This window comes from Thioalkalivibrio paradoxus ARh 1, assembly GCF_000227685.2.
Taxonomy (GTDB): Bacteria; Pseudomonadota; Gammaproteobacteria; order Ectothiorhodospirales; family Ectothiorhodospiraceae; genus Thioalkalivibrio; species Thioalkalivibrio paradoxus.
In genome coordinates, this window is the sequence record NZ_CP007029.1 from 482,354 (window position 1) to 500,155 (window position 17,802).

Genomic DNA, 17,802 nt, shown 5'->3' on the forward strand with positions numbered 1-17,802 from the left:
CGCCATGGTTGCCGGTCCGGACCGCGCCGGGGGGCGAATGGGATCCACTGTCACCCTCCCGGCGCGGGCGGAGGTCGGCGGCGAGTACGGAGCGCAAGTCCATGTCAGGCTGGGTGGTCGGAGAGGTAACGGATCTGAAGCGGTGGACCGACCGCAGCTTCAGCTTGTGCGTCGACGCGGAGGTGGAGCCGTTCCGCGCGGGGCAATACAACCGCCTGCGGCTGGTGGTCGACGGGGAGCCCGTCGCCCGTCCCTATTCGTATGTGAATCCTCCCGGCACCCGCCCACTCGAGTTCTACCTGATCACGGTACCCGGTGGCCCGCTGAGCAACCGCCTGATCGAGTTGGCACCAGGGGATACGGTCGAACTGATGCCGCGTTCGAGTGGCTTGTTCACGCTCGATTCGGTGCCCGATGCAGCCGACCTGTGGCTGCTGGCGACCGGCACCGGGCTCGGCCCGTTCCTGTCGATGCTCGGCACCGACGAGCCCTGGCAACGCTTCGGGTCGATCCGCCTCGTGCACTCGGTGCGCCATGCGAACGAACTGACGTACCAGGAGACGATCGCCGGATTCACACAGCGTGATCCGGAACGGTTTCGCTATGTTCCGATGATCAGTCGCGAGGACAGGCCGGGTCTGCTGCGGGCGCGGATCCCGTCGGCGCTCGACGACGGGCAGCTCGAGGCATTGGCAGGCCTGGAGATCGGTGCGGATCACTCGCAGGTGATGATCTGCGGCAGCCCGGACATGGTGCGCGACACGCAGGCGGTGCTGCGAGCACGCGGGTTGCAGCGGCTCCGGCGGGGCATGCCGGGCCAGATCACGGTGGAAAACTACTGGTGAGGGCGTAGCAGGTCGTCGGCCCAGGCATGAATCAGGCGCGCGACGTACGCGGTATGTTCCGGGCGCGTCAGCAGGTGATCTGCACGGTGCAGGGCGACGAAGCTCTTGGGATGCCGCGCGCGCTCGAAGATCCGGCGCGCGTGATCGATGCCGACCACGCTGTCCTTCGGGGAGTGCAGCACCAGCAGCGGGCGCCCCAGCGCTGGCAGCGCATCGTCGAGATGCTCGTCTTCGACGGAGTCCATGAATTCCCGGCCGATCGTGATCCTGCGTCCGCCGATGTCCACCTCGGCCGAGCCGGTTTCGCGGATGCCGTGCGCGCGGGCTTCGAACAGCCGGGTCACATGGCCTGGTTCCGCCGGTGCGGCGATGGTCACGACCCCCCGCAGTTCGTCGCGATTCCCGGCCAGCGCGAGCGCCATTGCGCCGCCGAAGCTGTGGCCGATCAGCAGGTCGGTGGGGAAGCCGGTGTAGGTGTCGAATGCGTCCAGTGCGGCGCCGAGGTCTTCGCAATAGGTTTCGAAGCTGCTGTCGACGAAGCGGCCCTGCGCCTCTCCCAGACCCATGAAATCGAAGCGCAGCACGATGATGCCCTCGAGGGCGAGGGCGCGCGCAAGCCGTACCGTGGCCGGGAAGTCCTTCGAGCACGCGAAGCAATGAGCGATGCAGGCTTGCCCCACCGGGATGCCTTCGGGCTCGACCACCACGCCGCTCAGTTGGATTCCCCGCGGGGTGTCGATCGCCAACGCCTTGTTCCTGATGCCCATATCCGCTCCGGTCGCAATGTCTGCGGCGGCGGGATCGGTTGCCCGCGGTGCGCCGCCGCACGGGGAGGCGTGATGGCAGCCGTGCCCGTGCTCTGAGATGATACGCGAGCCGTACTGCAAACAGGGGGTTCCGTGGTCGACGACGAGGGTGAACTGCGCGCGCGGATCGTGGAGCTCGAGGCCGAGCATCAGGCGCTCGAGACCGCGCTCCAGGCGCTGCAGCAAGCGGCCGCACCCGACCTGTTCGCTCTGCGGCGGTTGAAGAAGCGCAAGTTGCTGCTGAAGGACGCGATCGTGCGCCTGCGCAGCCGCCTGATCCCCGACCTCAACGCCTGAAACGCAAACGGCGCCCCGGGGCAAGCCCCGGAGCGCCGTATCTGCAGTCGGGCCCGTTAGCGTGAAAGTCACGGCCTGTCTCGTGTCCCGGGCGATCCGTAGGGCGGAAAAGCGCAGCGTCATCCGCCGTACGGCGTTCGCAGTGCCCAGGCGCCCGCGGCAATCCGAGCGCCAGCTGGCGGATGACGGCCTTCGGCCTTTTCCGCCCTACGCCTCTTTCATCATCGGGGGTGCCTCACCCCCGATGGCATGACAGTTAGCGTGGAAGTCACGGCCTGTCTCGTGTCCCGGGCGACCCGTAGGGCGGAAGAGCGCAGCGTCATCCGCCGCTCGGCGTTCGCGCCTCCCCGGCGCCTGCGGCAACCCCGGCGCCGGATGGCGGATGACGGCCTTCGGCCTTTTCCGCCCTACGCCTCTTTCATCATCGGGGGTGGCCGCTGGCCATGAAAGTTAGCGTGGAAGAACCCGCGGCGCGCGTCCGGGGTGACCTGTAGGGCGGAAAAGCGCAGCGTCATCCGCCGTACGGTGTTCGCTGTGCCCAGGCGCCTGCGGCAATCCGGGCGCCGGATGGCGGATGACGGCCTTCGGCCTTTTCCGCCCTACGCGTCTTTCATCATCGGGGGGTGGCTGCCCGCGCCATGACAGTTAGCGTGAAAGAACCCGCGGCGCGCGTCCGGGGTGACCTGTAGGGCGGAAAAGCGCAGCGTCATCCGCCGCTCGGCGTTCGCGCCTCCCCGGCGCCTGCGGCGACCCCGGCGCCGGATGGCGGATGACGGCCTTCGGCCTTTTCCGCCCTACGCCTCTGAAACGCAAACGGCGCCCCGGGGCAAGCCCCGGAGCGCCGTATCTGCAGTCGGGCCCGTTAGCCCCAGATGTCGGCGGTGATGCCGTCGTACCAGCCCTTGGTGTAGAGCGCTTCCTGCTGGCGGAACGACGCCGGCGCGTCGGCCGGGCTGACGCCGCCTGCCCCTTCGACGGCCGCAATCGTGCCGTCCTTGTACGCATACACGGCCGCCACGCTGATTGCGTGATCGGGCGTGATCAGGCTATAGCAGGTGTTGGCGGTGGAGGGCATCAGCGGATCCTGGCCGGAGAGTTCGCGCACGATCGCCGCCGCGGCCACCTTCGCCTGGTTGTTGGCCGAGTGCCCCGACTTGGGCATGGCCCCGGCGACGCTGGAGTCGCCGATCACGTAGATGCCGGGGTGGATGCTCGACTCGAAGGTCAGCTGATTCACCGGGCACCAGAAACCGTCGCCAGCCAGGCCCATCTGCAGTGCGATCGCGCCCGCGGTCTGCGGCGGGATGTAGTTCAGCACGTCGGCCTTGATCCGGGTGAAACCGGCATCGGCGATGGCAGTCAGGTTGGGAGCGTCGATCTCCTCGACCTGTCCCCCCTCGGAGCTCGGCACCCATTCGATCATGTCGCCGTAGTGCTGCTCCCAGCCGGCCATGAACAGCCCCTGCTTGGAGAAGTTCTCCTTGTTGTCGAGGATGATGATCTTCGAGCGCGGCTTCGCCTGCTTGAAGTAGTGGGCGACCATCGACGCGCGCTCGTACGGACCCGGCGGGCAGCGGAACGGGTTTCCGGGTGCCACCATCACGAACACGCCGCCGTCGGACATCGCCTCGAGCTGACGACGCAGCAGCACCGTCTGCTCCCCGGCCTTCCAGGCATGCGGGATACGTTCGGCGTCGGCAGCGGTGATCCCCGGCACCGCGTCGTAGCGGAAGTCGATCCCCGGCGACATGATCAGGCGGTCGAAGTTCATCGTGGCGCCGCCTGCGGTCGTCACCGTCCGGCGCTCGGGGTTGATTTCGGTCACGGAGTCCTGCACCACGTTTACCCCGTGGCGATCCTTCAGCGCGCCGTAGGTCTGCTCGATGTCGTCCATCGTGGCATGGCCGCCGAGCACCCAGTTGCTGCCGTAGCAGGTGTAATAGGTGGCCTTCGGCTCGATCAGCGTCACCTGCATTTCGGGCGCGAAGCGTTTCAGGTACTTGGCCGCAGTGGCGCCGCCGGAGCCGCCGCCCACGACGACCGCGTGGGCGCTGGATGCATCGGCCACTCTGCCGTTGGCCGCGCAGCCGAACCCGGTCGCTGCCGCAGCGCCTCCGATGCCGATGGCCTTGAGAAAATTACGACGTGTAACGTTGGTCATCTGTGTTGTCCCCCTGCGTTATTCGATGGTCGAGAAGTAGTCGGCCATCAGGACGATTTCCTCGTCCGTGTAGCCACGCGCGTGACGGTTCATGATCGTGCCCGGACGCGAGCCGTCCTTGAAGGCCTGCATCTGCGAGATCATCAGGTCGCGCGGGTAGCCGACCAGGCCGGGCATGTTGCCGGTGCCGTCGATGCTGTGACAGGAAAAGCAGGAGGTGGTGAGCAGTTCACCCCGGGTCACGTCGGCCGCCGCCTGCGGCACGAAGGCCGCCGTTGCCAGGGACGCCGCGAGGCTGGCGGCGAGAATACGGGAACGTTTCATAAAAATTTGGCTCCTCCGATGAATGTCGTGGACTTGGATCGTGTCGAGTCGCTGGTTGTATCGATCGTTGTCCGCTTTCTTCTTGCACGCGGGTTTTTCTGGCGCCGGTGCCGCTTCCGCTCTCCATTGCGGCAGCGGGGTGTTTGGCGGGGCCGTGGGGCCGCCGGGTGATCCGGCATCCAGAACCCATTGAGGTATACGTAACCCCAAGGAGGTAGGCTAGACCCTGAAATTGCCGATTTCCAGTCGCGCGTACTGGTTTTTGTGGCCTGCGGCCCGTCTGGATCCCCGATGACGGTCTATTCCTCGTGCTCGATGCCGAGGATATCCAGGGCCTCGAGCAGATATTCGGAGATCAGCGGCGTCGCGATCAGACGGTCCATCACCTCCGGTGACCAGTTGTCCAGCGCTTCCCGCTTGGCTTCTTCCCATTCGGATGGGCTGTAATCGCCGCGCCCCAGCCACTTGAGCGCCAGCAGTTCGGCCTGCTGGACCGGTTCCAGCCCATGGAGCCCGATTCGGAGTTCCTGCAATGTCAGGTCGCTTCCGTGATCGGCGAGGACTTGCATGGCCCAGTCGCCGTCGTTGCCGTCCGGTGAATCGTCGGGAAAAACAACCTCTTCCTTCGCATGGAACTCGCGGGTCGAGCGCACGACCCAAAGCACGGTATCGAGGTTGATGCTGAGCATGGACTGATCTCCCTTTGCAGGATGTTGCGAAAGCCCCCCACTCTTTCGCAACGTACCGCAATCGAGACGCCGCGTCGGCACTCGGACCCGCTGTTTCCCTGGTCGTCTTCAGACCGGGTTCAGGCTAGGCTTCTAGTGTAATACGCAGCCCCCGGGGCTGCATGCGCAATGCAGGACCGGCAGCCCGCGAGCGAGCGGCGGCGCGGGCTGCCGCGGAACGCGGGATACCTCTGGAGATTACGAGCATGCAACTGGATCCGATCGAAGCAACGGGCCGTGTCGGCTTGGTCGTGCCGACCGTGCTGCTGACCCTGCTGTTGCTGGCATGGTTGCCGGCGACGGTTCTGGCGCGGGACGAGCCGCCCGCGGCCAGCCTGGAGGAGGCGGTGGCGCAGGTGGAGCGTGCCCACGGTGGACGTATCCTGTCGGCCCGGTCCGAGCGCAGCAACGATCGCGTGGTCTACCGGATCCGGTTGCTGACCCAGGATCAGCAGGTGCGTACCTTCGAGATCCCCGGGGCCGAGGGTGCGCAGCCGTGAATCTGCGTGTGGTGCTGATCGAGGACGACGATTCGCTGCGGGAGCGCCTGGCGGAGGCCCTGAGGGCGGCCGGCTGGCGCGTGGATCCGGCCGCAGACGGAAGGGACGGGCTGTACCAGCTGACCGAGTATCCCTGCGACATCGCGATCGTCGATCTCGGTCTGCCGGGGCTCGACGGTCTCGAGGTGATCCGCCGGGCCCGGGCCGTCAATGCCCGCCTTCCGATTCTGGTCCTCACCGCCCGCGATCGCTGGCAGGACAAGGTGGAAGGGCTCGAGGCCGGAGCGGACGACTATCTGACCAAGCCGTTTCACGTCGAGGAGTTGCAGGCGCGCTTGCGTGCGCTGGTGCGGCGCAGCCTGCAGGATGGGCAGGAACGCCTCGATTTCGGTCCGCTGGTGATCGATACCGCGACCGATACCGTGCTGCTGCGCGGCGAGGCCGTGACGCTGACCACGTTCGAGTACCGGCTGCTCTTGCAATTGGTGCGGCAGGCCGGTCGCCCGCTCAGCAAGGATCTGCTCGCCGACTACCTCTACGAGCACGATGCCGACCGCGAGAGCAACGTGATCGAGGTGCTGATCGGTCGGCTGCGGCGCAAGCTGGATCCGGACGGGCGCCTGGGCGTGATCGAGACGCTGCGCGGGCGCGGCTACCGGTTCACACTGCAGCCGGCCGAGGCGCGCAGTTCCGGCACATGAGCCCGCCCGGCCTGAGCCTGACGCTGCGCATCACGCTGGTGACCGTGGCCATGATCGCAGTGTTCTTCCTGGTGACCGCCACGCTGCTCGAACGGGCGTTTCGCGAGAACGCCGAGGACGCGGTGATGACGCGCCTGGAAGCGCAGCTGCTGCTGTTGATGGGGGTGGTCGAGGTGTCTGGCCCGCACGAAGTGCGGCTGCCCGAGCTGCTGCCCGAGGCCCGCCTGTCGTTGCCCGCGGGCGGGCTCTACGCGCGCATTCTCGACCGGGACGGCGAGATGCTCTGGCGCTCGCCGTCCGCGCTCGGGGTGGCCCTCGGCGACTGGCGCGAGCGGCAGATGTTTCAGCACGAGATGACGGTGCGCTGGGAATTGCCGGAGCAGTCGTTTCCGCTGACGTTCCAGGTGCTCGAGGACCGCGAGGCGTACATCGCCCAGATCGATCGTTACCGCCGTACTCTATGGGGCGCGCTGGCCCTGCTGACCGCGCTGCTGATGGCGGCGCAGGCGCTGGCGCTGGGCCTGTGGGGACTGCGGCCGCTGCGCCGGGTGCGGACCGATCTCGAGGCGTTGCGCCTAGGGGAGAATCGCCGCCTGGAGGGCAGTTACCCGCGCGAGATCGGAATGCTGACCGACAGCATCAACGCGCTGCTCGAGTTCGAGCGCGAGCGCCTGCAGCGCCAGAGCAACGCGCTCGCGGACCTGGCGCACAGCCTGAAGACTCCGCTGTCGGCGCTGCGCCTGGCCGTGGAAAGTGGCGACGGTGAGCACCGCGACATGCGAATACAGATCGAACGCATGCAGGAGATGATCGAGCACGAGTTGAATCGGGCACAGCGCCTCGGGCCATCGCCGTTTCAGGCGCCGCTGGTGCTGGCCCCGGTGATCGAGCGTACCTGCACCGCGCTGCAGCGCGTGGCCGACCACCACGGAGTCGTGCTGGACACGGTGCTGCAGCCGGAGTGCACGCTGCGCATCGATACCGGCGCGCTGTTCGAATTGCTCGGCAATGTGCTCGACAATGCGCTGCGCCACGCCCGTTCCCGGGTCCGGGTCACGCTGGGTTGCGGGCCCGAAGGACTGGAACTGTGCATCGACGACGACGGACCGGGCATTCCGGAAGCGGAACGCGAGCGGGTGCTGCGGCGCGGGGCGCGCAGCGATACCCGCGCCGGCGGGCAGGGGCTGGGGCTGCATATCGTGGCCACGCTGGTGCGCGACCACGGCGGCGAGCTGAGCATCGAGCACGCGCCGGGACTCGGCGGAGCCCGCATCCGGATGACGTTCCCGGGCGCGTGACCCGGTGCCGTTGACGGCTACAGCAGGAACGGATCCAGCGGCAGGGCCGGTTCCGCGCCGAGCACGCTGTCGCGCAGCAGGCAGGCGGAGCCGCAGGCGAAGGTCCAGCCGAGGTGGCCCGCGCCGGTGTTCAGGAACAGCCCGGGGATCCGGGTCGGCCCGAGGATCGGCGTGCCGCGTGCGCTCATCGGCCGCAGGCCGGTCCAGGGTTCCATCGTTGCGGCATCGAAATACTCGGGCAGCCGGGGCAGGGTGCGCCGGCATTGCGCGAGCACGTTCGCCACGCGCGACGGGTTCAGGCGCAGGTCCGCGCCGGTGAACTCGGCGGTTCCGGCGAGCCGCAGCCGGCCGCCAAGCGGGGTCAGCACCACCTTGTTGGCGTCGTCGATGATCGGCAGCCTGGGACGCCAGGGTTCGGGAAGGTCGAGGGTCAGCGAGTAGCCCTTCACCGGGGCGACCGGCAGGCGCAGACCCAGCTGGCGCAGCAATGCGGGAGCGGCGAAGCCGGACGCAAGGACCACCGCGTCGGCTGCCATCGGGCCGGCCGAAGTTTCCACTCCGTTGATGCGCCCCTGGAACAGCCGCCAGCCGGTGACCTGCGTATTCGAGTGCCAGCGCATGCCGGCCTGCTGCGCGGCGGTCGCCAGTTCGCGGGTGAACGCCGCAGCATTGCCGATCGCATCGTCGGGGAAGAACAGCGCGCCACAGAGGCGGTGTGCAATCGGTGCGAGTGCCGGTTCCTCGGCCGCCACGCGCTCGGAGTCCCAGTCCTCGAAGCGAACCCCGGCATCGGCCATCGCCTGGCTGGCGCTGCGGTTCTTTCGGAGACTTTCCGGATCCTGAAAGATTTTCAGGATTCCGGACTCGACGAACTGGAAGTCGAGCTGCAGCCGATGCTGCAGTTCGCGCAGCTGGCGCAGCGCATACTCGGCGAGGCGAGCGTTGTGCAGGGTATTGCGCTCGAAGCGCGGGCGGCGGCTGTTCCAGAGGAATTCGATGCCCCAGGGCAGGATGCCGGGCAGCGCGCGCGGGCGCAGCAGCAGCGGGGAACTGTCGCGGCCGACGTAGCGCAGCAGATCCCGGCCGACCCCGGGGGCATTCCAGGGCTCGGCATGGCTGGCATGGAGCATGCCGCCGTTGGCGGAACTGGCCCCCCGCGCCGGCAGGTCGGCGGCATCGACGAGGGTGACGTCGGCGCCGGCGGCCCTCAGGTACCAGGCGGTGGCGGTGCCGGTAACCCCGGCCCCAATCACGATTACATGCATTGGCGGCATTCCCTGTTCGACCCGGCCGCGCGCGCGATCGCGCCGGCGGAAAATGATTCCCCGATCTCGATGCCGCAGGCGTCGCGCAGGGCCCGGCGGTCGGCCTCGGTAAGCCGCGTGAGGCCCCGGTTCTGATCAGTGACACGGAAGTACATCAGGGCTCCCGGGTCCTCGACATGCGAGATCCCCAGCGCATGGCCCAGCTCGTGGGCGAGCACTTGGCGCAGGTCGTCCCGGTCGTGGAACTGGTAGACGGCGATACTGTGCGTGACCGTGCCGCCACGCTGGCGCCGGGTATAGCGCGCCTTGTCGTAGCCGGGTTCGGCGGCAAAGCGTTCGTTCAGGTAGCTGACCTGCCGGTTCAACTCCTCTGCCGCGAGGCGCGCCGCGTCGGCGTTCCGATTCACGCGCAGCCGCAATCGCTCCGCCGCGGCCGCCTGCTCCTCTAGCGCCTGGCGCTTTCGTTCAAGCGCCTGCGCTTCCTGGTCCAGCTGGCGGGCACGGGCAGCGCTGTGCGCGACCTCGCCTCGGTTCCATTGCCGGATGCGCGTGTTGTGGGCTGCCAGGCGCAGTTCGTACTGCTGGATCTGCTGCCGATAGGCGGCCTGCCGGGTTTCCAGCTGCTGCCGCAGGCCATCATGCTCGCTGCGCAGCTCCTCGAACCGCTCGCGCGCGCGTTCGAGTGCTTGCTCGGCCTGCTGACGCGCCACCCATTGATCCTGGCGTTCGTCGTACTGCAAGTCGATGGTGAGCGAGCCTAAGGGATCGGCGCGAAACAGCGTACGCGGGGTTGCCGCTTCCCAGATGGCCGCCGCGTCGTCCAGGGTTTCACGGAGTTCGGTGCCGGATACGCCGAAGCGGGGGTCGATTTCGCCGATGCGGTAGGTCACCGGCAGCTGGCAGGCGGCGGCGGAGAAGCCAGGCCAGAGACCGGTCTGCGCCGTGCCCGTGGGAACCCACAGGGCGGCCAGCAGGCAACCGGAGGCGAAGGCGGCAGACAGGAGCGATCGTTGCATGGGGTCAGAATTCTAGCGGGCACCGGTGCACCAGGGCCAATGTCTGCGTGAGCGCGGCCGTGTTCCACGAGGCTTCAGGAAGGTTCCGGCAACTGCCGGACGAACGCGGCGCGTCCGGCCGCGTCAGCGGTATCGCGCGCCGGGTGGGTGTCGACGGCCCGGATCCGATCCAGCAGGCCGAGGCCGTTGGCCGTTTGCACCGCGAGGCCCGGTCGGGCGTTCAGTTCCAGAATCAATGGGCCGAACTGCCGGTCGAGCACGACGTCGACCCCAAGGTAGCCCATGCCGATGAGTTCCCGGCATCCGGCAGCCAGTTCCAGCAACCGGTTCCAGCCTGGAATGGCAATGCCCGCGAGCGAGGCGCCGGTGTCGGGATGCCGGTGGACGATCTCGTTGTGCCAGACGCCGTGCCCGGTGACGCCCGTGGCGATGTCGATGCCCGCGCCGACCGCGCCTTGGTGCAGATTGGCCTTGCCGTCGGAGGCGCGGGTGGGCAGCCGCACCATGGCCATCACCGGGTAGCCCTTGTACACCACGGTGCGGATATCCGGAACGCCCTGGAAGCTGACTTCAGCGAACAGCGGGTCGAAACGTACCCGGTACTCGATCATCGCCCGGTCGGGCTGGCCGCCGAGGCTATACATGCCGCTGAGGATGTTGGACACGTGGTGCTTGACTTCGTCCAGGTCCACCAGCATGCCCGATGCCTTGCGAAAACGCTCACCCATGCGTCCGGTGATGACCAGGATCCCGTTGCCGCCGCTCCCGTGGGCGGGCTTGATCACGAAGTCGTCGCGTCCGGCGACGATGGCCGACAGGCGCCGGATGTCGTGTTGGGTCTCGATCACGCCGTACAGCTCCGGGACCGCAATGCCGGCGCCGAGGGCCAGTTCCTTGGTCTGCAGCTTGTCGTCCACCAGCGGGTAATGGCTGCGCGGGTTCAGCGTCGCGATCATCTCGGTGTTGCGCCGGTTCATTCCCAGCACCCCACGCCGGCGCAGCTCGCCCGGTGTCGCGAACCATCGCATCAATTCGCCTCCCTGCGGGCCAGCGCACGGAAGCGCAACAGTTCAGAGAGGCGGTACCCGGTGTACCGCCCCAGCAGCAGGGTGACCGCGAGCACGATCAGCAGCAGCTCGGGGAACACGAAGATCAGGTGGTCGATGTAGACGTTGATCATCAGCAGGTAACCGGCCACAGCGACCACCAGGCTGCCGATGCCCTGTCGGATCGCATCGCCGGCGCCATGTTCCTCCCAGACGATGGACATCCGCTCGATCGTCATCGCGAGGATGACCATCGGGAACAGCGCGACCGCGAGTCCGTGCTCGATTCCCAGGTGATGGCTGAGCACGCTCAGCGCCAGCATCAGCATCACCACAATGCTGACTACCGCGGCCAGTCGGGGCACGAGCAGGAGCTTCAGGTGTTCGAGATAGAAACGGATTGCCAGGCCGAGCGATACGATCAGGGTGAACAGGATCACACCGCCGAGCAGCTCGGTTTCGCGGAACGACAGTGCGATCAGCACCGGCATGAAGGTGCCGAACGTCTGCACGCCGACCACGTTGCGCAGCAGTACGATGATCATCGCGCCGACCGGGACCATCAGCAGCACGCGGTACATGTTCTGGGTCTGGACCGGCAGGCCGAACAGCGAGAAATCGACCAGCCGCGAGTTCATCAGTTTCGCGCGCTGCTGCGCGGCGTCCACCGCGTCCTGGAAGTTTCGGGTCACCGCGAAGCTGATCTGCGGGTTGCGGGCGCGGTTCAGTTCGACCGCTTCGTGATCGCCGTACCACCAGACGAGGAAATCCTTCGGGTAGCCCACGCTGCCGTCCATGGGATTGATCGGTACCCATTCGCGCGTGTTGTGCACCTCGAGCCAGGTGCGCGGCTGCAGATCCCTGGCGCGGTCCGCAAGCTGCAGGCCGTGGACCATGCGCGCGGGGATCCGGGCGCCTGCCAGCAGCTCGATCGCGGTGCGTACGCGTTCGCGGTCGCCGGCGTCCGCCGAGACGAACAGCGCCATGTTTTCGTCGGTCGAGACGTTCATGTCGCGCACCAGTACTGTGGCGAAGCTGGTGATGTCGGCCGATCGGCCGCGCACCCGGTCGACCACGGCCTGGGCCGCGGACCGGAACGGTTCCTCCAGATCGACCGGGGCCGCTGGGCCCGGGTAGTCGGTATCGTTGGGCAGCGACGCCCCGATCTGGTAGACGGTGGCTCGGTAATAGAGCACCTGGCGCCCCGCGGGACTTCGGGTGGTCCAGACCGCTTCGCGGTTCTCGCCGTTCGTGCCGGTCGTCAGCCCGTAGCCGCGGGACACGAAATGCTCATCGAGCAGTGCCAGTCCCGGTGGATCCTGTGGCAGGAACACGCGCGCGGTAACGGCACCGCCGGTCGGTTCGAACGCCACCCGTGCCTCGACGATCCAGTTGTCCGTGGTCTGCGCCGGAAGCACCGGGAAGCCGAGGTTCCAGGCCTTGTGGTAAAAGATCGTCAGGCTGAGACTGAGCAGTACCAGGATCAGCAGCGGGAGATGCAGGCGCCTCATGCGCCCCGCTCGGGATCACGATCCCCGTTTCCCTCGGTCGTGTCACAGCGGGGGGGCTGAATGAACGTCGCGGCGGGGTCGACCAGGATGATGCCTTTCATGTGATTGCGACCGACCAGCGCCTGGTAGTTCAGCTCCGTGCGGTCGATCAGGCTCATCTCTTCCTCGCGGTAATGCGTTCCCATGCACAGCCCGACCGACACCACCGGACGGCGCTGGTGCTCGCCGTCGTGACGGATGATGCGCACGAATCGGGTGATTCTGCGTTCGATGCGGACTTTGCCGTCCGGATCTTCGGGGTCGATGATGTCGAACGCGATCCAGCGCTCGCCGTCGCGCTCGAACTTTTCCTTGTTCAGCGCGTTCAGCGACGACGTCGTGGCGCCGGTGTCCATCTTGGTCTTCAGTGGAATGCCCTCGGGCAGGATCTGGATACGTTCCACCCAGCCATGGATGGTGCGGGTTTCAGGCTCTTTCGCTACCGCGGCGGTGGCCATCAGTGCCGGCAGTAGCACGGCCGACAGAACGGGCAGGGCCATTGGCTCCTCCATTCGGATCGCGGGTGTGCGGCGCCCGAAGGCCGCAGCAGTGTCCCGGTAACCTTTCAATATACGGCGATTCGATCGGCCCGACCTTGAACCCTTCCGCATTTCGGTCGCGGCGCCCGTTCAGCTGTAGGGGTCGGGCAGGCCCTTGCGCGCCTTGAACCGGCGGTGGCTCCAGAAGTACTGCTCCGGTGCTTCCAGCACGGCCTGTTCGATGACCTGGTTGACGCGCGTGGTGTCGGCAATCGGGTCGTCCGTCGGGAAATCGGCCAGCGGCGGGTGGATGGTGAGCCGGTAGCTGCCATCGGGCCGCCGGCTTCCGAAAAAGGGCAGCACCGGCGCCCGGCTCACCCGCGCGATTCGATGGGTCGCCGTTTGCGTCGAGGCGGGGACGCCGAAGAACGGGATCAACTCGGTCTGCCGCCCACTCTTGCTCTGGTCCGGCGCATACCAGACCGGGGTGTTGCGTTTCAGCGCGCGCAGCAGTCCCTTGATGTCGTTGCGCTCGATCGCGCCCAAGGTGTGGTGCTCGCGGTTGCGTTTGAACAGGTAGTCGACCACGGGCTGTTCGTTGGGGCGGTACATGGCGGCGAATGGCCGGTGCAGCGACAGGATCCTCGCGCAGAACTCGAGCGTGGTGAAGTGTGCACTGAGCAGCAGTGCGCCGTGGCCTCGTTCCAGCGCCCGGTCGAGGTGTTCGATGCCCTCCAGCGTATAGCGGCCTTCGAAGCGGCGTGCCGGCGCCCACCACCCGGATACCGTTTCGAGCAACCCGATCCCGGCTGCCTGGAAGTGCTGCCGCAGCAGGGCCTCGCGCTCCTGCTCGGTCTTGTCGGGGAAACAGAGCCGCAGGTTCACCCGGGTGACCTCGCGGCGGCTGCGGCCCAGGCGCAGAAACAACCATCCGATCCCGCGGCCCAGCGCATGCTGCCAACGGAACGGCAGGCGGGTCGCGAGCCAGAACAGGCCGACGACGGGCCAGACGGGCCAGGTGGAGGGGCCCAGTGGCGGCTGGGACAGGGTCTGCTTGCGTGGGGTCTGGGTCACAACCGGGTTACTCCTGCCATCGGTGGCCTGTCCTTGAGCGTGCTTTCCCGTTCCCGCCTCCGGGAAAGGCGTGAGCGGGCATCGCGATGATCGTTAGCGTGAAAGTCGCGGCCTGTCTCGTGTCCCGGGCAACCCGTAGGGCGGAAGAGCGCAGCGTCATCCGCCGTACGGCGTTCGCAGTGCCCAGGCGCCCGCGGCAATCCGGGCGCCAGCTGGCGGATGACGGCCTTCGGCCTTTTCCGCCCTACGCCTCTTTCATCATCGGGGGTGGCCACATAGGCCATGGAAGTTAGCGTGAAAGTCGCGGCCATGCCCGGGCGCCTGTGGGAGCGTGCCTTGCACGCGAACGCGCCGCAGGCGCGCCGGCCGCTGGCGGGTCCACCCAACGCCGTTTCGCGAGCGAGGCTCGCTCCTACACGGTGGATTCCAACGTCGCGGGCCACCCTGAACAGCACTGCGCCCCCCGGAGGCCGGCCCTCTGGCCGATCGCCTTTCATGGTCGGGGGTGGCCTAGGGTCATGATCGTTAGCGTACATGGTGCAGGATCCGGTCCCGTGGCGCTTCAATCGGGCCGCAGCTGCGGGCTGAGCAGCGCGAGCGTCCGCTCGGTTGCGCCCCGGTGGATGCCGACCGTCTCCTGCGCGTGACGCGCCAGCTCGCGGGCAGGTTCGCGGTCGACCAGCAGCCCGTTCAGGGCCGCAAACAGCGCGTCGGCGTCGGCCACCTGCAGCACGGCCCCGGCCTCGACCAGCAGCGCGACCATGTCGGCGAAATTGCGGGTATCCGGACCCAGGATGACCGGGCAACCGGCCGCGATTGGCTCCAGCGGGTTCTGGCCGCCGTGATCGACCAGACTGCCCCCGACGAAGGCGGCGTCGCCGAGCGCATAGAGCGCCGCGAGTTCGCCCAGCGTATCGAGCACGATCACGTCCGCGGCCGTGCCCGAGGGGTCCATTTGCGAACGGGCGACCGCGCTCAGCCCGGCCTCCTTCACCTCGGCGACGATGGACTCCGCGCGGGCCGGGTGCCGGGGCGCCAGCAACAGCTGGATCAGACTGTGTGGGTAGCGTTCGCAGAGGCGGTGGTGGATCTCGATCAGTCGGGTTTCCTCGCCGGGATGCGTGGAGCCTGCGACCCACAGGCGTTCCCCGAGGAAATGGCTCCGGACCAGGTCGGTCCGGGCGCTGCCCGGTGCCGCGTCGAACTTCAGATTGCCGGCCACTTCGACCCGCGTCGCCCCCAGCGCCCGGAAGTGTGCGGCATCCGCAGGGCTCTGCGCCGCGACCCAGTCCAGTCCCGCGAGCAGCGGCCCGTACAGCGCGCGGAAACGACGGTAGGTATCGCGCAGCCGGGGGCTCAGGCGGGCATTCGCCAGCATCGCGGGCAGGCCCGACCGGCGGCACTCCCAGAGCAGATTGGGCCACAGCTCGGTCTCGATCAGCACCAGCGCGCGGGGGCGCAGCTGCCGGATGAACCGGCGCACCAGCAGCGGAGAATCCAGCGGCAGGTAGCGAACGTCGACGGGCAGCCCGCCCGCCTGCAGGCGTCCCCCCTCGGCGCGGCCCGCCGGGGTGACCGTGGTCAGCTGGATGCGTAGATCGGGGTGTTGCTGCACCAGCGCCTCGATCAGGGTGCCGGCGACCCGCATCTCGCCCAGCGAGACCGCGTGGATCCAGAAGTCCGGGGCCGGCGCCGGGGCGGGTCCGCGGCACAGGCGCTCGCCGATATGTTGGCCGTAGGCGGGCTCGCGCCGCGCGCGCCAGAGGAAGTGCAGCAGCGCCGCCGGAATCAGCAGGTGGATCACGACGTTGTAGCCCTGCCTCGCCAGATGGAACAGCAGGCGTCGCGCGAGGTTCATCGCGGGTTCCTTCGGTGCCAGCTGCGGTTTCGCGACCGAGGCTGTTCGATTGGCGTTCCGGAAGCGGTCATGCACTGTCCGCCGCCGACCCGTCGTGGTTGCGCAGCACGGCCTGCACGATTCCCTGCCAGTCGCGGCAGGTGAAATCGGCCTGCGTACTGCCCGTCCCGGCCGGGTCGAGCAGGATGGTGCGGCAGCCCGCGCGCCGGCCGGCGTCGATATCCGAGGCCTTGTCGCCGATCATGAAGCTCTGCGCGGGGTCGACGCCGAGCCGGCCCGCGGAGTGACGGATCATCAGCGGCGAGGGCTTGCGGCAGTCACAGCGGTCCTCCGGGGCATGCAGACAGTACTCGGCATCGTCGATGCACACGCCTCGGGCCGCAAGCAGGTCGAGCAGCCGTCGGTGCACGGCCTGGACCGCCGTCGCGTCGAAATAGCCCCGGCCCACACCGGACTGGTTGCTGATGATCGACAGCCGATACCCGGCGTCGCGCAGTGTTGCCAGGCCCTCGGCAGCGCCCGGCAGCAGCTCCACCTGCTCCGGCCGACTGGGGTAGCCGACGTCCACCATCAGGGTTCCGTCCCGATCCAGAAACAGCGCGCGGGCAGTCATGCGGGCGGGTTCCCGTTGCCGGCCTCCTCGGGGATGCGGCCCTGCGCGACCGCCTCGTCGACCCCCTGGCAAAGCAGGTGGCCGATGGCGATATGGCTCTCCTGGATGCGCGCGGTATCGCTGGAAGGTACACGCAGGCAGAAGTGGGCCCGGTCGACGAGCCGGCCGCCGCCCTCGCCGGTCATCGCGATCGTGATCAGCCCGTTCCCGCGGGCCGCCTCGATCGCCTTCAGCACGTTTGGCGAGTTGCCGCTGGTGCTCAGACCCACCGCGACGTCGCCGGGGCGTCCCAGGCCTTGGATCTGGCGCAGGAAGATCTCGTCGAAGCCGTAGTCGTTGCCGACGCTGGTCAGGATCGAGGTGTCCGTGGTCAGGGCCAGCGCCGGCAGCGGGCGGCGTTCGCGGATGAACCGGCCGACGAGTTCTGCGGCCAGATGCTGGGCGTCGGCGGCACTTCCGCCGTTACCGAAAAAGAACAGCTTGTTGCCCCGCGCCAGAGCCGCGATCACCGTGTCGATGACCTCGAGGATTGCGCCGGCCTGCTCGTCCGCAAGCCGCATCTTGATCCGCGCGCTTTCGCGCAACACGTCGCTGAGGGTCTCGGGGGTCATGGGCGCGCTGTCCAGGCTGAATGCTCTAGCGTACCAAGGGCGCGCGCGCAATCGCCACCGATGGCGTTGGCCCACAGCGGCGCTGCCGGGGCAACGCCAGGGAAAGCGTTCTGTATACTTTCTCCTGATTGTTACGCAGGCTCCGCAAATCGGAACGAGCCGTCTTCGAAAGCACCGTCAGACCGTAGGGCGGAAGAGCGCAGCGTCATCCGCCACACGGCGTTCGCAGTGCCCAGGCGCCCGCGGCATCCTGGGCGCCGGATGGCGGCCTTCGGCCTTTTCCGCCCTACGCCTCTGTATACTTTCTCCTGATGGTTGCGCAGGCTCGGCAAATCGGAACGAGCCGTCTTCGAAAGCACGGTCAGTGCGACGAGCGTAGCCTTTGGCCGCGAGCGTAGCGTGGCCGGAGGTGGCGATCCAAAACGGCGTCGGCCTTCCCGAAGCCGCTCCGATTCCTCGCTGCGCTCGCCCTGCGGGCCAGTCTGTGCCTGCTCAACGCGCTGCGCGCTTTGGCGTGCCGCGCTACGCTTGCAAGGACGACTGAAGCCAGCCGGTGGCGCGCTCGCTGCGGCGGTTTTTGGGATAATGAAGCACTTTCTTGCTTCGGTACGCCCATTCATTGCATGGCTT

Annotated in this window: 21 protein-coding genes and 1 pseudogene; 9 read left to right on the forward strand and 13 right to left on the reverse strand. The window is 67.8% G+C overall.

All coding sequences use genetic code 11. The features are described 5' to 3' along the window. Positions 1-101 precede the first annotated feature (101 nt). Complete coding sequence (locus THITH_RS02265; RefSeq protein WP_006746129.1) at positions 102-845, forward strand: ferredoxin--NADP reductase; 744 nt, start codon at positions 102-104, stop codon at positions 843-845. Here the strand turns inward: THITH_RS02265 and THITH_RS02270 are convergent. Beyond that, a complete protein-coding gene (locus THITH_RS02270) occupies positions 836-1,612 on the reverse strand; it encodes an alpha/beta hydrolase family protein (protein WP_006746128.1) in 777 nt (258 codons plus the stop codon). The two genes, THITH_RS02265 and THITH_RS02270, sit on opposite strands and share 10 nt — an antisense overlap. Before the next feature lie 132 nt (positions 1,613-1,744). Here THITH_RS02270 and THITH_RS02275 point away from each other — a divergent pair, with 132 nt between their 5' ends. The 3 genes from THITH_RS02275 (at position 1,745) to THITH_RS18935 (ending at position 2,395) form a co-directional block, all read left to right on the forward strand. Beyond that, complete coding sequence (locus THITH_RS02275) at positions 1,745-1,948, forward strand: DUF465 domain-containing protein (RefSeq protein WP_006746127.1); 204 nt, start codon at positions 1,745-1,747, stop codon at positions 1,946-1,948. Between the two features lie 61 nt (positions 1,949-2,009). Then, positions 2,010-2,201: a hypothetical protein gene (locus THITH_RS18930; protein WP_084222600.1), complete on the forward strand. Its 192-nt coding sequence runs from the start codon at positions 2,010-2,012 to the stop codon at positions 2,199-2,201. After that, positions 2,198-2,395, forward strand: coding sequence for a hypothetical protein (locus tag THITH_RS18935; RefSeq protein WP_084222601.1), 198 nt, complete (start codon positions 2,198-2,200; stop codon positions 2,393-2,395). Before THITH_RS18930 ends, THITH_RS18935 begins: the two co-directional genes overlap by 4 nt. A 415-nt stretch (positions 2,396-2,810) precedes the next feature. On the opposite strand, the gene THITH_RS02280 is transcribed toward THITH_RS18935, so the two are convergent. The 3 genes from THITH_RS02280 to THITH_RS02290 form a co-directional block, all read right to left on the reverse strand. Beyond that, positions 2,811-4,109, reverse strand: coding sequence for an NAD(P)/FAD-dependent oxidoreductase (locus THITH_RS02280; protein WP_006746125.1), 1,299 nt, complete (start codon positions 4,107-4,109; stop codon positions 2,811-2,813). A gap of 18 nt (positions 4,110-4,127) precedes the next feature. Further along, on the reverse strand, positions 4,128-4,433 hold the full coding sequence (locus THITH_RS02285) for a c-type cytochrome (protein ID WP_006746124.1): 306 nt from the start codon (positions 4,431-4,433) through the stop codon (positions 4,128-4,130). A gap of 299 nt (positions 4,434-4,732) precedes the next feature. Next, positions 4,733-5,122 (reverse strand): DUF3775 domain-containing protein, encoded by a 390-nt coding sequence (locus THITH_RS02290; protein ID WP_006746123.1) that lies wholly within the window; start codon positions 5,120-5,122, stop codon positions 4,733-4,735. 245 nt (positions 5,123-5,367) lie between these two features. Between THITH_RS02290 and THITH_RS02295 the strand changes: the two genes are divergently transcribed. Genes THITH_RS02295 through THITH_RS02305 form a run of 3 tightly spaced genes read left to right on the forward strand, consistent with a single transcriptional unit; the run spans position 5,368 to position 7,660 of the window. Beyond that, the gene (locus THITH_RS02295; RefSeq protein ID WP_006746122.1) at positions 5,368-5,661 is read left to right on the forward strand and encodes a PepSY domain-containing protein; all 294 of its coding nucleotides are present in this window, start codon (positions 5,368-5,370) and stop codon (positions 5,659-5,661) included. Continuing rightward, the gene (locus THITH_RS02300; protein ID WP_006746121.1) at positions 5,658-6,362 is read left to right on the forward strand and encodes a response regulator transcription factor; all 705 of its coding nucleotides are present in this window, start codon (positions 5,658-5,660) and stop codon (positions 6,360-6,362) included. Before THITH_RS02295 ends, THITH_RS02300 begins: the two co-directional genes overlap by 4 nt. Further along, a complete protein-coding gene (locus tag THITH_RS02305) occupies positions 6,359-7,660 on the forward strand; it encodes an ATP-binding protein (RefSeq protein WP_006746120.1) in 1,302 nt (433 codons plus the stop codon). Before THITH_RS02300 ends, THITH_RS02305 begins: the two co-directional genes overlap by 4 nt. Before the next feature lie 17 nt (positions 7,661-7,677). Here THITH_RS02305 and THITH_RS02310 read toward each other — a convergent pair whose 3' ends face one another. From THITH_RS02310 to lpxL, 6 genes are all read right to left on the reverse strand, one after another. Beyond that, on the reverse strand, positions 7,678-8,925 hold the full coding sequence (locus tag THITH_RS02310; RefSeq protein ID WP_006746119.1) for an FAD-dependent oxidoreductase: 1,248 nt from the start codon (positions 8,923-8,925) through the stop codon (positions 7,678-7,680). Further along, entirely contained in the window at positions 8,916-9,941 is a 1,026-nt protein-coding gene (locus THITH_RS02315; protein WP_006746118.1) for a matrixin family metalloprotease, read from the reverse strand. Before THITH_RS02315 ends, THITH_RS02310 begins: the two co-directional genes overlap by 10 nt. Positions 9,942-10,015: 74 nt before the next feature. Then, positions 10,016-10,969, reverse strand: a complete 954-nt coding sequence (locus THITH_RS02320; protein WP_006746117.1) for an alpha-L-glutamate ligase-like protein — start codon at positions 10,967-10,969, stop codon at positions 10,016-10,018. After that, positions 10,969-12,498 (reverse strand): inactive transglutaminase family protein, encoded by a 1,530-nt coding sequence (locus THITH_RS02325; RefSeq protein WP_006746116.1) that lies wholly within the window; start codon positions 12,496-12,498, stop codon positions 10,969-10,971. The genes THITH_RS02320 and THITH_RS02325 overlap by 1 nt, the downstream gene beginning before the upstream one ends. Then, positions 12,495-13,037 (reverse strand): ATP-dependent zinc protease family protein, encoded by a 543-nt coding sequence (locus THITH_RS02330; RefSeq protein WP_006746115.1) that lies wholly within the window; start codon positions 13,035-13,037, stop codon positions 12,495-12,497. The genes THITH_RS02325 and THITH_RS02330 overlap by 4 nt, the downstream gene beginning before the upstream one ends. Positions 13,038-13,166: 129 nt before the next feature. Beyond that, positions 13,167-14,090: an LpxL/LpxP family Kdo(2)-lipid IV(A) lauroyl/palmitoleoyl acyltransferase gene (gene lpxL, locus THITH_RS02335; RefSeq protein WP_006746114.1), complete on the reverse strand. Its 924-nt coding sequence runs from the start codon at positions 14,088-14,090 to the stop codon at positions 13,167-13,169. Positions 14,091-14,176: 86 nt separating this feature from the next. On the opposite strand from lpxL, the gene THITH_RS18945 reads away from it, so the two are divergent. Beyond that, positions 14,177-14,383: a hypothetical protein gene (locus THITH_RS18945; protein WP_006746113.1), complete on the forward strand. Its 207-nt coding sequence runs from the start codon at positions 14,177-14,179 to the stop codon at positions 14,381-14,383. A 269-nt stretch (positions 14,384-14,652) separates the two neighbouring features. Here the strand turns inward: THITH_RS18945 and THITH_RS02340 are convergent, their stop codons facing one another. The 3 genes from THITH_RS02340 to THITH_RS02350 all read right to left on the reverse strand — a co-directional run bounded on the left by THITH_RS02340 (position 14,653) and on the right by THITH_RS02350 (position 17,172). After that, complete coding sequence (locus THITH_RS02340) at positions 14,653-15,948, reverse strand: 3-deoxy-D-manno-octulosonic acid transferase (protein ID WP_006746112.1); 1,296 nt, start codon at positions 15,946-15,948, stop codon at positions 14,653-14,655. A 67-nt stretch (positions 15,949-16,015) separates the two neighbouring features. Next, positions 16,016-16,561 carry a D-glycero-alpha-D-manno-heptose-1,7-bisphosphate 7-phosphatase gene (locus THITH_RS02345; RefSeq protein ID WP_006746111.1) on the reverse strand — a complete coding sequence of 182 codons (546 nt, stop codon included), beginning with the start codon at positions 16,559-16,561 and terminating at the stop codon, positions 16,016-16,018. Beyond that, the gene (locus THITH_RS02350; protein ID WP_006746110.1) at positions 16,558-17,172 is read right to left on the reverse strand and encodes a D-sedoheptulose-7-phosphate isomerase; all 615 of its coding nucleotides are present in this window, start codon (positions 17,170-17,172) and stop codon (positions 16,558-16,560) included. Before THITH_RS02350 ends, THITH_RS02345 begins: the two co-directional genes overlap by 4 nt. 207 nt (positions 17,173-17,379) lie before the next feature. Here THITH_RS02350 and THITH_RS18950 point away from each other — a divergent pair. Then, positions 17,380-17,570, forward strand: a pseudogene (locus THITH_RS18950) (hypothetical protein). Positions 17,571-17,802: the final 232 nt, after the last annotated feature.

Excerpts from the sequence above, each read along its gene's own strand:
- THITH_RS02265 (WP_006746129.1), top strand. The coding sequence starts at position 102 with ATGTCAGGCTGGGTGGTCGGAGAGGTAACGGATCTGAAGCGGTGGACC.
- THITH_RS18935 (WP_084222601.1), top strand. The coding sequence starts at position 2,198 with ATGACAGTTAGCGTGGAAGTCACGGCCTGTCTCGTGTCCCGGGCGACC.
- THITH_RS02290 (WP_006746123.1), bottom strand. The coding sequence starts at position 5,122 with ATGCTCAGCATCAACCTCGATACCGTGCTTTGGGTCGTGCGCTCGACC.
- THITH_RS02350 (WP_006746110.1), bottom strand. The coding sequence starts at position 17,172 with ATGACCCCCGAGACCCTCAGCGACGTGTTGCGCGAAAGCGCGCGGATC.
- THITH_RS02345 (WP_006746111.1), bottom strand. The coding sequence starts at position 16,561 with ATGACTGCCCGCGCGCTGTTTCTGGATCGGGACGGAACCCTGATGGTG.
- THITH_RS02280 (WP_006746125.1), bottom strand. The coding sequence starts at position 4,109 with ATGACCAACGTTACACGTCGTAATTTTCTCAAGGCCATCGGCATCGGA.
- THITH_RS02320 (WP_006746117.1), bottom strand. The coding sequence starts at position 10,969 with ATGCGATGGTTCGCGACACCGGGCGAGCTGCGCCGGCGTGGGGTGCTG.
- THITH_RS02325 (WP_006746116.1), bottom strand. The coding sequence starts at position 12,498 with ATGAGGCGCCTGCATCTCCCGCTGCTGATCCTGGTACTGCTCAGTCTC.
- THITH_RS02270 (WP_006746128.1), bottom strand. The coding sequence starts at position 1,612 with ATGGGCATCAGGAACAAGGCGTTGGCGATCGACACCCCGCGGGGAATC.
- THITH_RS02340 (WP_006746112.1), bottom strand. The coding sequence starts at position 15,948 with ATGAACCTCGCGCGACGCCTGCTGTTCCATCTGGCGAGGCAGGGCTAC.
- THITH_RS18945 (WP_006746113.1), top strand. The coding sequence starts at position 14,177 with ATGATCGTTAGCGTGAAAGTCGCGGCCTGTCTCGTGTCCCGGGCAACC.
- THITH_RS02315 (WP_006746118.1), bottom strand. The coding sequence starts at position 9,941 with ATGCAACGATCGCTCCTGTCTGCCGCCTTCGCCTCCGGTTGCCTGCTG.
- THITH_RS02330 (WP_006746115.1), bottom strand. The coding sequence starts at position 13,037 with ATGGCCCTGCCCGTTCTGTCGGCCGTGCTACTGCCGGCACTGATGGCC.
- THITH_RS02295 (WP_006746122.1), top strand. The coding sequence starts at position 5,368 with ATGCAACTGGATCCGATCGAAGCAACGGGCCGTGTCGGCTTGGTCGTG.
- THITH_RS02310 (WP_006746119.1), bottom strand. The coding sequence starts at position 8,925 with ATGCATGTAATCGTGATTGGGGCCGGGGTTACCGGCACCGCCACCGCC.
- THITH_RS02285 (WP_006746124.1), bottom strand. The coding sequence starts at position 4,433 with ATGAAACGTTCCCGTATTCTCGCCGCCAGCCTCGCGGCGTCCCTGGCA.
- THITH_RS02305 (WP_006746120.1), top strand. The coding sequence starts at position 6,359 with ATGAGCCCGCCCGGCCTGAGCCTGACGCTGCGCATCACGCTGGTGACC.